The 15727-nt window shown below is 59.9% G+C and carries 13 protein-coding genes; 5 read left to right on the forward strand and 8 right to left on the reverse strand.

Annotated elements, in window-relative coordinates:
• Window positions 1-7: 7 nt before the first annotated feature.
• Complete coding sequence (locus ACNJ7K_RS24105; protein ID WP_487042308.1) at window positions 8-856, reverse strand: SDR family NAD(P)-dependent oxidoreductase; 849 nt, start codon at window positions 854-856, stop codon at window positions 8-10.
• Between the two features lie 453 nt (window positions 857-1309).
• Entirely contained in the window at window positions 1310-2356 is a 1047-nt protein-coding gene (locus tag ACNJ7K_RS24110; protein ID WP_487042309.1) for an LLM class flavin-dependent oxidoreductase, read from the reverse strand.
• Window positions 2357-3320: 964 nt separating this feature from the next.
• On the opposite strand from ACNJ7K_RS24110, the gene ACNJ7K_RS24115 reads away from it, so the two are divergent.
• On the forward strand, window positions 3321-4073 hold the full coding sequence (locus ACNJ7K_RS24115) for a FadR/GntR family transcriptional regulator (protein ID WP_487042310.1): 753 nt from the start codon (window positions 3321-3323) through the stop codon (window positions 4071-4073).
• A 149-nt stretch (window positions 4074-4222) separates the two neighbouring features.
• On the opposite strand, the gene ACNJ7K_RS24120 is transcribed toward ACNJ7K_RS24115, so the two are convergent.
• Window positions 4223-5473, reverse strand: a complete 1251-nt coding sequence (locus ACNJ7K_RS24120; protein WP_487042311.1) for an AMP-binding protein — start codon at window positions 5471-5473, stop codon at window positions 4223-4225.
• A gap of 1591 nt (window positions 5474-7064) precedes the next feature.
• Here ACNJ7K_RS24120 and ACNJ7K_RS24125 point away from each other — a divergent pair.
• On the forward strand, window positions 7065-7694 hold the full coding sequence (locus ACNJ7K_RS24125) for a TetR/AcrR family transcriptional regulator (protein WP_487042312.1): 630 nt from the start codon (window positions 7065-7067) through the stop codon (window positions 7692-7694).
• Between the two features lie 407 nt (window positions 7695-8101).
• Here the strand turns inward: ACNJ7K_RS24125 and ACNJ7K_RS24130 are convergent, their stop codons facing one another.
• The 4 genes from ACNJ7K_RS24130 to ACNJ7K_RS24145 form a co-directional block, all read right to left on the reverse strand.
• On the reverse strand, window positions 8102-8839 hold the full coding sequence (locus ACNJ7K_RS24130; protein WP_487042313.1) for an ABC transporter ATP-binding protein: 738 nt from the start codon (window positions 8837-8839) through the stop codon (window positions 8102-8104).
• The gene (locus ACNJ7K_RS24135; protein WP_487042314.1) at window positions 8826-9563 is read right to left on the reverse strand and encodes an ABC transporter ATP-binding protein; all 738 of its coding nucleotides are present in this window, start codon (window positions 9561-9563) and stop codon (window positions 8826-8828) included. Before ACNJ7K_RS24135 ends, ACNJ7K_RS24130 begins: the two co-directional genes overlap by 14 nt.
• On the reverse strand, window positions 9556-10482 hold the full coding sequence (locus ACNJ7K_RS24140; RefSeq protein ID WP_487042315.1) for a branched-chain amino acid ABC transporter permease: 927 nt from the start codon (window positions 10480-10482) through the stop codon (window positions 9556-9558). The genes ACNJ7K_RS24135 and ACNJ7K_RS24140 overlap by 8 nt, the downstream gene beginning before the upstream one ends.
• Before the next feature lie 86 nt (window positions 10483-10568).
• Complete coding sequence (locus tag ACNJ7K_RS24145) at window positions 10569-11525, reverse strand: branched-chain amino acid ABC transporter permease (RefSeq protein ID WP_487042316.1); 957 nt, start codon at window positions 11523-11525, stop codon at window positions 10569-10571.
• Window positions 11526-11861: 336 nt separating this feature from the next.
• Here ACNJ7K_RS24145 and ACNJ7K_RS24150 point away from each other — a divergent pair, with 336 nt between their 5' ends.
• The 3 genes from ACNJ7K_RS24150 to ACNJ7K_RS24160 all read left to right on the forward strand — a co-directional run bounded on the left by ACNJ7K_RS24150 (window position 11862) and on the right by ACNJ7K_RS24160 (window position 14621).
• Entirely contained in the window at window positions 11862-12608 is a 747-nt protein-coding gene (locus tag ACNJ7K_RS24150) for a FadR/GntR family transcriptional regulator (RefSeq protein WP_487042317.1), read from the forward strand.
• A gap of 112 nt (window positions 12609-12720) precedes the next feature.
• Window positions 12721-13359 carry a nuclear transport factor 2 family protein gene (locus tag ACNJ7K_RS24155; RefSeq protein ID WP_487042318.1) on the forward strand — a complete coding sequence of 213 codons (639 nt, stop codon included), beginning with the start codon at window positions 12721-12723 and terminating at the stop codon, window positions 13357-13359.
• A 1058-nt stretch (window positions 13360-14417) separates the two neighbouring features.
• Entirely contained in the window at window positions 14418-14621 is a 204-nt protein-coding gene (locus tag ACNJ7K_RS24160) for a hypothetical protein (RefSeq protein WP_487042319.1), read from the forward strand.
• Between the two features lie 160 nt (window positions 14622-14781).
• Here ACNJ7K_RS24160 and ACNJ7K_RS24165 read toward each other — a convergent pair whose 3' ends face one another.
• Window positions 14782-15714 carry an SMP-30/gluconolactonase/LRE family protein gene (locus tag ACNJ7K_RS24165; RefSeq protein WP_487042320.1) on the reverse strand — a complete coding sequence of 311 codons (933 nt, stop codon included), beginning with the start codon at window positions 15712-15714 and terminating at the stop codon, window positions 14782-14784.
• Between the last annotated feature and the right edge of the window lie 13 nt (window positions 15715-15727).

Raw genomic sequence — 15727 nt, forward strand, 5'->3', positions numbered from 1 at the left:
GAATCACTTATCCTTTTCTCACATAAGCCGATACGGATTCGGTGAGGGCCAGGACACGCTCCTTGCGGGCGCGAGCCGAAGTACCGATTCCCGTGTAACCTGTCTCCTCATCGTCCAACCCCCAGTTGACAATCGGACCATGTGGCAGACGCTCGAGACCTGTTGCAGCGACCTCATCGGGCGACGCCAAGTCATCGGGCAGGGCCATCCCCCGGCTAGCCATCAACTTTCTGTGAGCTGGAGTATCGGTGTGCATAAGGACCAGATTTAGGACATCGACACCGTGCGGCTGCATTTCCGCCCACAATGCCTCGCCGAGTACCAGATTGAATGCTTTGGTTGCGGCATAGACGCTGATGCCCGGGACACCGCTGTAACACGCCGCGGACCCGACGAGGATCACCCCACCTCGACCTCTGTCGCGCATTGGACCACTGAAATAATAAGTCGATCTCATCACCGTCATGACGTTGCGCACGGCCAATGAGTTCCAATCATCTAGGGCTGCATCCAGGAACATTTCCCCGTTGGGATCTGCGCCGGCGTTGAAGATGAACAGACCGATCTCGCGGTCGCCTGCCACGTCGAGCAATCGCTCAGGAGCGTTTTCCTTGCCGAGGTCGATACACGCGGTAACACACTCTACGTCGTAGTTCACCCGAATATCGTCCGCGAGATCCTGCAGCGGTCCTGCACGTCGGGCCACGAGAACAAGATTAACGCCATATCGCGCCAGTCTCCGAGCAAATGAGGCACCGGTCCCCTCCGACGCTCCCGCGATTACAGCCCACGGACCGTACCGTTCCAAGAAAATATTGTCATCCATGCTTGGCGCTCCTTTACGTAACCGATGCATCCGATGGGTCCCTCTTCGGACGTGAGAAATCAGCCGACAAAGCTCAGTGGTTTCGATGCTTGCATCCTGTCTCGATAGCGCTTACGCGAAGGGTGTCTGTACCGAATGTCCAAACCCTCAGGAACTTTGGAAGTTTGCTACGAAAAGTCCGGCACATTGACATCGGACTGTGTGCGATGTAGATCGCCCCTTAACCGACCACCGATTTCCCGCCCGAAATCAGGATTCATTGCGCCGGAAGCGCAACCGATTCATTTCGGGTGCTGGTCCGTGATTTACATCCTACGCATCCGCCTTTCAGCAGAGATAAGGTGCGCAAATTTCCTACAACCTGGCCGGGTACAGGCACATCTGCCGGCGCGATCACGCTGAAGGTCGCTTGCTCGAAAATCACGCGGCCCCTCTTGCGTAAACGCCTGTAACTCGATGGCTACAGAGCACTGGACCGGAATCTTAAGCCGGAATTTGTGAGCGGGAGGCGGGATCGTTGCGTTCGACTGCCTTGGGTGGTCTCACGTCCAGGCGGGGAACGACTTTGTCGGCAAACAGTTCCATCGAGCGGAGCGCAACATCTGGATGGATTCCTCCGAACAGCGGGTGAAGTGAGAGGTAGTTTCCTGCACGCTCCTTCTCTTCTGCCAGACGGAGCGTTTCGTCGGGTGTAAGTACCTGAACTATCCCACTGCCGCGTAGCTGATTCACATCCATGGACATCGTCATCGGCGACTCTCCGGAGCCGGCCGCCGCCCATTCTGCATATGTGTTCAGCGCGTGAATACAGGGCTCGCCGATATCTTCCCAGGTTCGCTCGACGTCATCTGAGACAAAGATTGCGAGGGGAGCCAGGGGATTGTGCCAAACAGCTCCCGATCCCTTGCCGATCCTTTGGCACTCTTCACGGTAAATTTGAAACAATTCTTCATTGGGAACGGTCGGATAAAAGCCGTCTCCGAACCGCGCCGCCCGTCTTGCGGATGCTGGCACGGCGCCACCGACCCAGATCGGTGGGCCTTGCGGCTGCGCGGGCCTCGGCGAGACCAAGATCTCCTTGCCCCTCCACTGAAACGGGTTGCCCGAGAACGCTCCACGAAGAACCTGTAGCCCCTCGTCCGTCCGTGAGGCGCGGTCCGCCAAACTGACGTCATTCATCTCGAACTCTTCCGGACGATATCCCACAAGGGTAAGAAGATCGATGCGACCCTTGCTTATAAGGTCGAGCGTGACTGCATGCTCTGCCATTTCGACGGGAGCATGCAGCGACGGCATAATCGGTACCATAATACGAATCTTGGTCGTCCTCGCCGCAATGGCTGCTCCGAACACGAAGGGCGAAGACAGATATCCGTCCGGCGAACCGTGATGTTCGTTGAGAAGGATTGCTGTTAGCGGTATTTCATCAGCGATCTCTGCAAGCCTCAGCCCACACTCGTAGTACTGATCGTGTGATACCTCACCGTCCCGAGGTAAACGCATCTCCAACATCATTTGGATTTCAATCATCTTTTCACCTTTCCAGCTCCGTGCCCAACAGCAGCTATTTTCTGAGAGAATTGATAACGTGACTGATTTGCAACGTGTGGCCGCCTATACGAGACGTACAATTTCCATCTCGGTACACCACGAGGAAAATCGCTCGGGCGAGTCGGTCCGACGGGCGTAAGAGAGGTCTATCAGTTACGCAGCGATAATCGACCCCTTCGCTAGACCTTTCTTGATGGGGGTCGCAATTTCGGCAGAATTCAGGACGTCGCGCTACCGAACGCAAATCTCGGGGTAGCGCCCGCCCCGAACCCGTCGGGTTGGCGAAGATCAGTGTTCATCGAGCCTTACCCCTTCTCCCTTGACTGACTTCAGCATTTCGCCGGTACCCCTTCAAGCAAGTGACGGTTCCGAACGAGGCAGATGATCGTCTAAGACGGCATCGTTGGCACTATGTGACCTGGCGCACAACCGTATACCGACGTACCGAAAGATGCAAGAGGTCAAACACTTGACTCTCATCAGCATGATGAACGCCCTGCAAGCAAGTCTCTCTGATGCTGCATGTCGATTCGGAGGGGGTCGATCCCGCCTACCTGCGGTCAGGACGAGAAGTACGCGAATCGCCAGATCAGCACCCAGGGCCTACAAATTCATCGGAGCTGCCAGGACATCGCCGGAAGAGTCGCCGGAAGAACCGATAGGCAGCACAGAGTCACTGTTCGCGGCAGTCTCGCTGTTCACCGATGCGCACGTCTTTGCCGGACAACAGCCGAGCGAGGTCCCTTCACACGGACTCTTCGGTTGCGGATCCGCACTGAAGGCGTTGCGCTACCCGGCACTACAAGAGGATCACCGCGCGACACGACACCGGCGCAAGTTGTGAGCATCCGGGTGAACAACTACTGAGGAGCAAACAACTATGCTGATCCAGGACCATCGGGTTGCATCAAGTGCGCGACCCCATTCAGGAAAGGTGCACGTCATGGCCGCACGTGGCTCGCAGGCAAAGAAGGCTGCCAACAGCTTCGCTCCTCAGCCGGTGAAGCGGCCCCGTAAGCAGGTGGAAGACCAGATCGCGAAAGCCATACTATCGGGCCAGTTCGCGCACGGCGAGAAGCTTCCGCCCGAATCGCAGTTGGCCACTCTCTTCGAGGTGAGCCGGCCGACGGTCCACCAGGCACTCGAAGGACTCGCCAAGAGCGGGCTGATCCGCAGAGTTCCTGGAACCTCGGGGGGTAGTTTCGTCAACTCGGTAACCCACGAGGGCTTGTCCAACCAGCTTTCGGAGTCCCTGTCCACAACCCTTCGTCTCGGCACGCTCGACATTGCCGAACTGACGGCCGTGAGGGAGATTCTGGAAATTCCCGCGGCTTCACTAGCTGCCTCTCATCGCCAAGATCACCACTTGGAGATACTCAGTGACGTCGTGAACAAGCAACGGAAGGCGGACACCAGCGACCCGGCCGTCCCAGCACTCGACCACAAATTTCATTCCACAATCGCCCAGGCCTCGGGCAATCGCCTCCTCGCTGCGCTCGTGAGATCAGTTCACAGCACTTCCCAGCCGGTGTCCTTCCTCGATCTCAGCGAAGAAGTGGGACGCGAGACCGTCAAGCAGCACCTCGCGATCCTGAAGGCTATCGAAGCGGGAGACTCCGAGGCAGCCTCCCGCGAAATGGCCGTTCACCTAGAGTTCGTCAAGGAGCACTCTTCCACCGGTGAGGCAATCAGCTGATTAGGAGGTAACTGTCGAGCGTCCGAATTTCTCACCGCTGCATGGAAATTCAGGTGAAACTCATTCGATTTCGACCTCCACGGCCGAAGTCCCGAATGAATTGCAGCGGCCGGGAACATCGGCTCTTCGTTGACAGGACCGGCGTGTGCCTACGCCTCGGTGCGGGACTCTTCACCGCGACACACGACACAGGTACCCGCTTTCCTCCTGGCAGGTGCCACCGCCCATCGGGCAACAGACGTCACGGCGGGGCGCGGCCTCCGATCCGTTCTTGGGGCACTTGTGGGACGTCTTGTCTGTGGTTGGGCCGGGTACACGGCATCTGGTTGGCCGGACGGCAGTTCGTTTCCCAGTTCATCGAGGATCTTTACGGTGGCGCCGTGCAGAGTGGGTCGTCCTCCAGTCTGTAGGCGATCGAGTGCCTCGGTCGGCGTGATCAGGATTCCGCCGACTGCGTCCCCTGAGGAATGGGATTCGTACATGGCCGAACCGAACCACGTCATGATGCGTCGTTTGACATCCGCCGGACATGGACCTGCGGTATGACAAATCACGCGTAGCGACGAGACGTCGTACCTCTCGCGGGTGGTTTCAGCAAGCTTGAGCAGCCGGTAAAACTGGATGGGAGCCATCTGTGTGCTGGTGACCCGGTGCTTTTCGACCAGTGTCAAGAACTGCTCCGCGTCGAAGCTCGTCGTCAAGATCACCGTATGTCCGAGCTGCAACGCGAACAGCGCATACTCTCGAGGCGCGTCGTGGTAAAGCGGGGATACGCAGAGATGCGCATTACGTACTGCCTGAGACAATCCGAACACTGCCAACATGTTCATTGGTGAAGTGAGCGCGTCCTGCGTCTCTGGTGTCATCCCGGAGAGTGGTCGCCTTGCACTTTCGAGACGGCCGCTTGCACCCCATGTGTAAGCCATCGGCGAGCCTGCGGTCCTGCCATCCGGTTCTATAGCGGGTTGCTGGTCGACCACGTCCGCGAACTCGACGAACCCTTCGATCGTGCCCACTGCCAACGTCCTGAGTTGAGGCAGGTCCGCTTCGACGACGGCTGCCCTGGCCTTGTCGGCGAACTGCTCATGCGCGATGAATGCCTTGGCATCGGAGTTGCCCAGGATGTACGCGATCTCGGATGCATCGAGATCGTGATTGATCGGTGTGTAGTAGAGGCCGGCCTGACTCGCCGCCAGCATGGACGCGACGAACTCGATGCTGTTGGGCAACAGGATTGCCATGGAGTCGCCGGACCGCACGCCCATCGCCCGCAATGCGTGAACAAGTTGATTTGCCCGGTCTTGCAGCTCTCCGTAGGTAACTTCAGTGCCGCTGGGATCTACGACGGCAATCCGATCCTGGTACGCCTTGGCCGCACTCCAGAATCCGATCCGAGTCATAATGGTTCCTTCAGTTCGTAGGTGCAGCTACTCAGCAACATTGCCCTGTGCCGAGGAGCGGATGAGACGCGCGTTTATCTGCGGCGCCTGAAGCGTTCCGAAGAAACAGAGCACCCGATTCGCCTGTCCTTCGGTCGCTTCATGCGATCTGCAATGTAATCGCCCTTGCATGAAACAGCAGGGCGCCCGAATAAGTCATTGAAGTGCGGACGAATCAGAGTAGAGCGACAAAGTATCCGATACTCCAGGTTTCGACTGGCGCTAATCATGAACGAATTACGTCACTGGCAAGGGAGGCACGATTTCTCGTCATCGACGTCCACGCAGGACGTTCAGCGAGCACGGGCCCTGCCGTGTCGTTGTGACAACGCGACGTCTGAGTCCGACCTTCTACGTTCCGCTTGCGTCAGCAAGGGAATTTTGTATCAACTGGTGTCGCCTGATGTCGGCAGCGATGACCGGTGATGGTTCTGCATCTTTTTGGCATTGCGGACCATAAGCACCTCTTTCAACGATCCCGACGTTATCCGACATTCAAGATTCTTTTTTCTCGGCGGTCATCAAGTGCGTGAGAAGCGTGTTCGACCTAGGCCCCAATGGCGAGACGTCGCCGACATCTCCACCCGGCGACCTCTGGCACGGCCTCGGGGCATGGCCGATCCAGCCACATCGACCGTGGCGTCACGACCGATTGTCGTCGAGGAACTCGACATCGAACCTCCTCTGGCGCTCGAAAATTAGGGCGACGAGTCGCATCCGACGAGGTCGAGAACCCTGCTTCCGGATGCACGCCTGCGCTGTGGACGTCCCCCCACGCCGACGACTCCGAACCTAGTTAGAAACCCTGTTCTATTTTTACGCTACTTGTGCCCCACGTCACTGTCAATAGGGGACTCGCGCGCTACTCGACTCCCTTCCTCGCAAGGACGCCACGGCAGACCGCCCGCACGAGTTCGCAACCATGGACGCCGCGGCATAACCGCACCCTCTCCCCTCTCACGTTGCGCATAGAGCGCGACCTCGAGACAATCACGCACCTCGAAGAAGGAGCTCTGCCGCTCGGTCACAATCAGACCGAGGCGACCGCTACAAATGCGGATTCGTCCAAGCGCAACTGCGCTCTCGCCCTGAACGGCCACGCGGGGCCTGGACAGCCACCTCGCCGCAAAGGCAGACCCGCCCCTGCTCTGGCCGTACTTCAACGAGACCTCGCACCCTGAACCGAGGACCTCAGCCTTCCGAGACACGGACTGCTCACCGCAACACAATGCAGTCGAACCCCGAACGAAAACGTTTCGCCGGGCCATGCTTGCAGCCGGACGCCCTCAGTCGTCCGGAACGCATGACTCCGCCCCTCCCGGGACTTCACTCACTTCGATCACGAGAAGATCGGCGAGACCGGTGCCCTGACACAGGAACATCTACCTCCCCGACGCGTGCTCGTTGACAGCATTCACCCCTCGGGCATACTGTTCTGAACACGGTTTAAAACAGGGGGACACTATCGCCAGCCATCGGCTCGCATGTATGTACTTGCACCCAGGCCAGGACTACCTGAACTGCGACGCACGTTTCCCCGACGGAGGTTGGCATGGCATCGGGATTTAAGCGGACCACCGCGCAATCCCCCAGTGACTCACCATGGAAGGCGCCACGACCCTCCCAGCAAGCACGCTACGAGAAGGTCCTCCAGGCAACTATCGACCTCGCTCGCGAAGGCGGCTTCGATGCAGTCCAAATGAGAGCTGTCGCCGAACGGTCCGGAGTCGCTCTGGGCACCGTGTACACCTACTTCCAGTCCCGGGACCTCCTGCTGTGGCGGGCCACGGTGGCGTGGAGCGCAAGCATCGCGGAGAAGGCAGCAGAGCGCTTCCAGGACTCCGCGCACACCGGAATCGACGGCTTGGAAGAACACCTGATCGAAATGACAGATGTGTTTCTGGACGAGCCCGGAATGCTCGACGCCTCGGTGAAAGCCACCCTGTCGAATGACCCGGTCGTTGTAGCCGAACAAAGGAATGCACCGTGGGAATGGTGGCCTCATGTCTCCACCAGTCTTAAAGCGCTCGGCCCCGAAGCATCAGACGTGGCCGCAACAATCCTTACCAATGTCTTCTACAGCGGAACGATACGGTGGGCGTTCGGCCAAACCGAACTGTCCGAGATCCGGGAACAACTCCGTGCCACGATCCGCCTACTGATTCAGGCGTCGCACCCATAAGCACCCGCGCTGCGCACACCGGCACCCCATGTTTCAGCCGGCACGAACGCATCGCCGATCTGCGGCCGCGTCTCGCAATCACAGACCGCCGTATCCCGGACGCCATCCCAGGACAGCGAAGTCGCCGGCCGCCAACCGATCCTCGGCCACGCACGGCCTACCGAACCAGCGCTGCCGAAGCGACCGACCCGAGGACTCACACTCGGAGACGCTGACCGGACCGGCATTCGACCACGCTCCACGATGACGGGCCGACACGCTCCGTATCGCGATATCAACAGTGTCGACCAGTCCGCAGTTCACGACGAGCAAGCACAAACAGATACAGGTCTCGCGGCAGCATCGGCCACCGCGAGACCTGCGTTGGCCGATCAGGCCAGAACAGTCAGAAACGTGTGGAGGACCCCCTATGACCGAGCCTTCTCAACTTTCTCCTCGGCTACTTCACCGACGTCCTTGCGTCCCATATAGGAGTCCATCAGGCGTTTCTGCCCGGCCAGTTCGTCCGCCGTGGCCTCGAGCTGGATCTCACCGTTGGCCATCACATAGGCACGCCGGCAGAGCTTCAACGCTGCCTGGGTGTTCTGTTCGACGCACAGTACTGTGACCGAATCACGAATCTGCGCCAAGGACCTGTACATGTCGGAAATCACCAGTGGCGCCAACCCCATGGACGGCTCATCCAGCAGGAGCATGCGAGGCGCGCCGGCCAACGCTCGCCCCACTGCCACCATCTGCTGTTCACCACCGGACAGTGCCCACGAGGCCCGATTTCGCAGAGGAACCAACGCCGGGAACAAGTCATAGATGTCGTCGAGTGACGGTCCGGACCGGCCCCGACGTGCGCTTTCACCGACCTGGATGTTCTCGTGCGCGGTCATCGACTTGAACAGGTGCCGACCTTCCGGAACGAGCATCAGCCCCGCGCGCGCCAACGCGTCGGGCTGCCGGCGATAGGTGTGTCCGTCGAATTCGATACGACCGGTCGACTCGACAGCGCCGACGATCGCCTTCAGTGTCGAGCTCTTGCCCGCTCCGTTCGGCCCCAGGAGCGCGACCGCCTCGCCTTCGGAGACTTCCAGACTGACTCCGTGGACGGCGTCGATCCCGTTGTAGGAGACGCGAACATCCTCAATCTTCAACATCGACAACCCCCAGATACGCTTCGACCACTCGGGAATGGGACCAGATCTCTCGAGGAAGACCCTCGGCAATGAGTGCACCTGCTTCGAACACCACAACACGATCGGTGGCCCGGTCGATGAAGTCGATCTTGTGCTCGATGACCACCGTGCACCGATCAGGTCCCCGAATGGCGCGAATGACATCGACCAGATCCGAGGTCTCGTCGTCGTTGAGTCCGGCAGCCGGCTCGTCGAGGAAGATGATCTGCGGTTCACGTGCCAACGCACGTGCGATCTCCACTCCCCTGGCCACCGACAATGGTTGGGATCCGCTCTCTTCGTGGAACGCACTTGTCGGCACATTGGCGGTGATGAGGTACTCCGCGGCCTTCTCGCGACGCTCACGTTCCGCTCGGTTCGCAGCCCGCCGACCGAGCCAGGCGCCGAAAATTCCCGTCCCGACGCGGTTGGTCGATCCCAACATGACGTTCTCCAGACACGTCAGGTCCGGGTGCACCTGGGGCGTCTGAAAAGTCCGGCCGATCCGGCCCGGGCCGGTTCCGTCGCCGATCTTGATGGTTCCGGTGGAGGGGACCAAACGGTTGACCGCGTTCAAGAACGTCGATTTGCCGGAGCCATTGGGTCCGACGATTCCGACCGTCTCGCCGGGAGCGATGTTCAAGGTGACGTCGTTGACAGCAACGACCTGCCCGAAGCGGACAGTCAGGTTCTCGACACTAAGCACGGCGGATGACCTTCCAAACTCGTTCGGCGACACCCACAAGTCCCTTCGGCAGCAGCATCAGGACGAGGACGAGGACGACAGCGTAGAGGAACTGTGCGTGCTCGGTGACCTCTCGAAGAACCTCGGGCAACCAGGTGAGGACGACAGCTCCGATGACGGCACCCCAGATGATGGACACTCCACCCAGGAAGACCATGAGGAACACGTTCAGCGAAATGGAGTCCGAGAAGGAGAAACCTCCGACGAAACCGAGCATGTGCGCATACATCGAGCCGGCAGCTCCGGCGTAGGCGCAACCGACGCCGAACATCGCAAGCTCGATTTTGCGGGGATCCACTCCGACTGTGGGGAGAATTCCGCGAGAGTCACGTGCAACCAAGACGTAGCGCCGCAAGGGCGACCGTTCGAGCAGGATACCGAGTCCTACGGCCACGATGGTGATCCCGCCGTAGAGCCAGTACATGTCTTCGGGTAGGAGGAGGTCGTTCCCGAGAAATGTCGGTACCGCAAGCCCACTCATGCCGGTGAATCCGCCCGCCAACCACTCCCAGTTCTGAACGACGATGAGAATGATGCCGCTCAGTGCGAAGGTTGCGATCGCGAAGTAGATGGCGCTGACTCGGGCCAGCGCGGCCCGGAATGCCACGCCGATCAATGTGGAAACGGCTATGCCGGCAAGGAATCCGAGCCAGAAGTTGTCTGTACCCGCGACTTTCGCCGAGACCACAGCGCCGATTGCAAAGAAGCCTCCATGAGCGAAGTTGAACTGCCCGCTCAAACCGAAGACGAAGTAGAACCCTATCGCAAGCACGATGTAGACGAGAGCCTGATTGAGCAGGCTCCACTGGTCGGTATCGGTGACCCACAGGGGGGAAGCCGCAATTGCGGCGATCAGTGCGACGAAGAGTGTCAGATGCATCCGGATCCGACTCCGTGGTGCTGCCGCACCGCTGGTCGTGCTCTCGCTGCGGGACGAAGTTGCCTGGTTCTCCTGCGTCGTAGTCATCAGTACCTCACCTTCACCTTGCTCTGGAAGAGTCCTTCCGGCCGCACCGCAAGCACGAGAATGAAGACCACGAATGGATACACCGACGAGTAAGCGGACGAGATGTACGTCGTGGCGAATGCCTGGATCAAACCGAGGCTCAGACCTGCGACGGTGACGCCGATCAAACGATCGGTACCACCGAGGACGGTAGCTGCGAACGCAGTGAGAAGCACTCCGAAACCGAGGGTCGGGCTTACGGAAAGCAACGGCGCCAGGAGCACGCCTCCGAGCGCGGCGAGCATACCCGCGATGATGAAGGCCAGACTGGAAAGCCACCCGGCGCGGATACCGACCAGAAACGCTGTTTCGCGGTCTGCAGCGAGCGCACGGAACTGGCGACCCAACTGCGTCTTCTCGAAGAGCAGCACCAACGCTGTGACGACGAGGAGCATTACGACCACGATCAGGATGCTCTGGTAGGGAACTGCGGCGTCCCCGATGCGGAGCACACCGGTGCCGACAAACGATTCCAAGGGGTGCGTCCCGGAGCCTTGCCAGAGGATCAGCGACTCGCGAATCAGTAGTCCCACAGCGAAAAGGATTACCATGATGCTGAGCATCGAACGGTTGCGGATCGGTCGGTAGACGAATCTTTCCATCCCGAGTCCCAGTGCTCCGCCGGCAAGGATGGCGAGCAGGTAGGCGAGCCAGATCGGAAGTGAATTCACCGCAATGAGCACCATGGCGACATAGGCGCCCATGGTCAGGACGTCACCGTGAGCGAAGTTGATGATGCCTGTGGCTTTGATGATCACGACAAGTCCGACGGCGGCCACGACAGCGATGCTGCCCTGGCTGAGCCCTGACGTGATGGCGGAAATCAGCGTGTCCATCAGTTCCCTGTGTCCCCTTCGGTCGACGACACCGTGCGCGCGATCAAAACGTCGACCTTTGAGCTGGTCCAACCACTGCACTCTCTCCTTCGGCACGTGACGGCCTGAGCGGCCTATGAATCGTCGGTCACACACGTCTCACCAGTGTGACCTGAGGTACAAAGATTATCTGCGGTTACTATTATTGGCAATAGACCCTAGACTTCGTGATTTAGCCTAAACTTTACAACGCGCAACATTGAATACGTCAGCAACCGACACAAACCCCTTCCATCTCCGCATCCGCCGAGGTGAGTTGGACGACAGTTGCGTTAACAGCGGACACATAGCAGAAGGTGGCTGAGGGATGAACATCTATGCTGAGTGCACATCAAGGCTGCGGTTGAAGGTGCAGCCACATTCGGAAAGGTGTAGAACATGGCCGCACGATCCAAGGCCCACGCAGTCGACAGCTTCGCACCACAGCCCGTGAAGCGACCCCGTAAACAGGTAGAGGACCAGCTTGCCAAAGCGATCCTGTCGGGCCAGTTTGCGCATGGGGAGAAACTGCCGCCCGAGTCGCAATTGGCCAACCTCTTTGAGGTGAGTCGGCCGACTGTGCACCAGGCACTCGAGGGGCTCTCCAAACGAGGGCTCATCCGGAGAGTTCCCGGCACATCAGGTGGTAGCTTCGTCAACTCCGTGACCCAGGAGGGGTTGTCCAATCTGCTCTCCGAGTCCCTTTCGACCACGCTTCGCCTCGGCACGCTCGAGATTGCCGAACTGACCGAGGTCAGGGAACTCCTGGAGATCCCCGCTGCGGCGTTGGCAGCGAAACATCGCGAGGACTACCACTTGGACATTCTTCGCACGATTGTGGACAAGCAGCGAAAGGCCAGCACCAGCGATCCGAGCGTTCCGGCACTGGATCATCAATTCCACTCGACCATCGCCCAGGCATCCGGCAACAGATTCCTGGCGGCACTGGTGAGGTCGGTGCACAGCACTTCCCAGCCGGTCTCATTCCTCGACCTCAGCGAGGACGTCGGGCGCGCGACGGTCAAGCAGCACGTTGCGATCTTGCGAGCGATCGAAGCCGGCGACTTCGAGGCGGCCTCGCAAGAGATGGCGACTCACCTGGAGTTCGTGAAGGAACACTCGTCTACCGGCGAAGCCATAAGTTGAGAGAACTCGCTTATTGATCCAAAAGTTACACTGTGTAAGTATTGATGCACAGGTCAAGTCGGCTGCGCAGTCGACTGGACGTCCCGACGTGCAGAGAGACACAGGTAGACACATGAGCGAAACGTTGAACGACACGAGCCAGTTCGCCTGGGCCAAATCGATGTGGAAACCGTTCGTCGACCAGGCCTTCGAACTGAAAGAACGCAACAAGGCGCCTCGTGACAACTCCCCCGAGGGCATCCTCCGCCGCCTGCAGCGACTCGAGGACGAGCGCGACATCGAGCTGACGTTCCGTCGCTACCACGCGTGCTACGACGCGGGTGACGTCGAAGCAATCCTGTCCTGCTACACCGACGACGCTATCCAAATCAATGCCCGGGGAACGTACCAGGGGCACGACGAACTTCGTGAGAGCTACCGATGGTTGACCTCAGGCCAGAAGCTCGCCATCCATCATGGAACGAACGTGGTCGTAACTCTCGACGAGGACGACCCCGACCAGGCAACGCTGAACGCCTTCTGGTTCGCCGCCGTCATGACTCATCAGGACAGGCTCATGCCCTGCGGCGGCACCTATGTTCACCGCATGCGTCGTGTCGACGGCGAATGGCTTATCGCCAAGCAGCGGATCACGTTCAACTACCTGACCAAGCAAGACCACATCGCCCGCAAGATGGGCGATCGCATCCCCGCCTCAGCAGGCGCGGTAACCACTCACGATCTCGTCGAAGAGCGCTACCTGTTCACCTGAGTGCCGCATCACGTAACTGCATGTCGGCAAGTACCTCGAGCGTTCAGTTCGTGCAATCAGAGCTGCGACATCCCCATGTGGGATGATCCCGGGCCGTGTTCGAAAGTCGGCCGGCCTCAACCATTGATCGACAACGCGCCATGCGGACGGGCGCAACGTAACGCACAGCGCGGTTGTCGTCTCGGTTGCGCCAGAGTCGTATAGCTCGGTCGTTGAATTTCGTCCACGACGGCACCGAGGCACCTGTCGTGTTTCCCTCGAACGCTGGCATCGCAACACCGGACGAGCCTGCCTTCTTGCGGTGGCCGACCGGACCGAACGCGACCGGAATCTCTGCTCGAAACATATCGAAGCTCCCCTGGGAGAAGGGACAACTGTCCTCTACGCCGAGCACCGGAGCGCCGAGCCGTCCCACACGTGAATGCCCTCGCTCTCAGGGGCACACGATCAACCGACACCAGGCCGGTCCGGCCGCTGCGTCACGTCCTCCTCCACCGGCGCCCGTGACGCAGTACACGCACGATGATCCCGGACGACTCGGCCACCGGTCTCGCATCCGGCCCTACGCCGCTTTCCACCCCAGCGGTGAGCACCATCTCATGCGGAGCACCACTTACACCCAGGTAGGGTCCCCGTGGGCGCACCAAGTGACGATGTGCAATATCTACTCGAGCCCAGTGGTGGGCTGGTCTATGCCGACCCTGTGCGCACCGACCTCGATACAGGACACACGCGAGATGGCCGTGCCCTTCTACGATGCCGATGCCGGTGGCGATCGCTTCCGCATAGACCTCAAAGAGGTTGCGTTACAACATTTTCAACCAAACCGTATTGCCGTCCCGGCGTCCCGCAGATCGAGAGTCCTCGGGTCGTGCACTCCGCTGGCTCACCGAGTCGTTCCTCGCGCGACTCAACCAGGGAGGCCATTGTGCGGCTGAGAGCGATGTCTCGGCACCTGTCCGCAGCGCGATATCAACCTGCGCCGACACTCGGTCGCCTCGCCGGCATCGAACCCCGGGAGGAGTCTGCGGGGTCCCGTACCGGCCCAGGACGTCCTGTTGAATCGCACCGACCGGGATGCCGCCCCGGATCCCACCCATGAGCTGACCGTTCTCATCCACCGCGATGGACGGCCGGTTTTTTCGGCGCACCGCACCAACGAGACCGGCTTCGTCTCCAGCGCGTCAACCGAATCCGTGCCCTGCGGTACCGTCACCCAAGTGCACGGTCTCCGAGATGCGCAGGGCTTTCTCGGTCGCTGAACTCGCCACCGGACCGTCATTCGCTCCGCAGCTGCGGCACACCGTATATCTGCCCACGTCGAATGCACTTATTTCGAGACACGGAGTGCACTCAGCGCACGTAGAAGGCCCGAACCATCCGGTGATGGTTCGGGCCCTCTACGTTGTTGCGTACCGCGCCTCAGGACTGGAAGTTCACGCGCCCGCCGGCAAAGGGCCAGTTGTCGATCGCATACAGAAGGCCGCGACCACCCGAAGTGACGTAGGCCGTGCGGCCGTCCGGACCACCGAAAGCCACGCACGTCACGTAAGGGTCGTGCTCCGGCGTTTCGAGGAAGGCGAGCTCCGTACCGTTCGGGTCGATGACACGTACACCCGAGCCCGCCAGGTCGGCCACAACGATGTTGCCTTCGCCATCGACAGCGAGACCGTCCCAGAGCTGTCTGCTGTGCTGCAGGTCGATCTCCGCAGTGTCGTCTCGGGCTGCCGCGGGGTGCTGAAAAACGTCCGGGAGTTCCTGCAGCTTGCCCGGCCCTAGTACCTCGAACGCCCGCAACCGACCGGTGAACGTTTCGGAGACGTAGAGACGACTGCCATCGGGCGAGAGCCCAACACCGTTAGGAGTCACCACATCCGAGACAGCCACACCGATCCGGCGTTCTGCAGGAACTGCATAATGCAATAGGCCCGAGGTCGTATCGGCAATGTAGGCCCCACCATCGGCATCGAAGACGACGTCATTGAGAGATCCTAGATGCGCACCCTCGCTCTCGGTGAAGAGCTCTTCGACCTCCCCGTTGGTTCGATCGACACGGTAGAACGCGCCGCCTTTCCAGTTCTCGATCAGTCCGGTGATATGGGTGATGCCGTCCACTTCGGCAAAGGTGAAGCTGCCGTTGGTGGCAACATAGGCAGCGCCGTCAGGTCCGATGGCAGCTCCATTCACCCCCGAACCCAGATCGGCCACTACGGTCCGAACTCCCTCAGGGCTGACGCGCACCAGTGCACCGCCCTGGACTTCGCAGACCAGTACCGATCCGTCCTCCTCGACGACCGGTCCTTCCGGGCACCTCAATCCCGACCCCACCAGCCGAAATGTGGATTCCTCGAACATTGTGATTCTCCGT

Source organism: Rhodococcus shunpengi (assembly GCF_048381395.1).
GTDB lineage: Bacteria > Actinomycetota > Actinomycetes > Mycobacteriales > Mycobacteriaceae > Rhodococcus.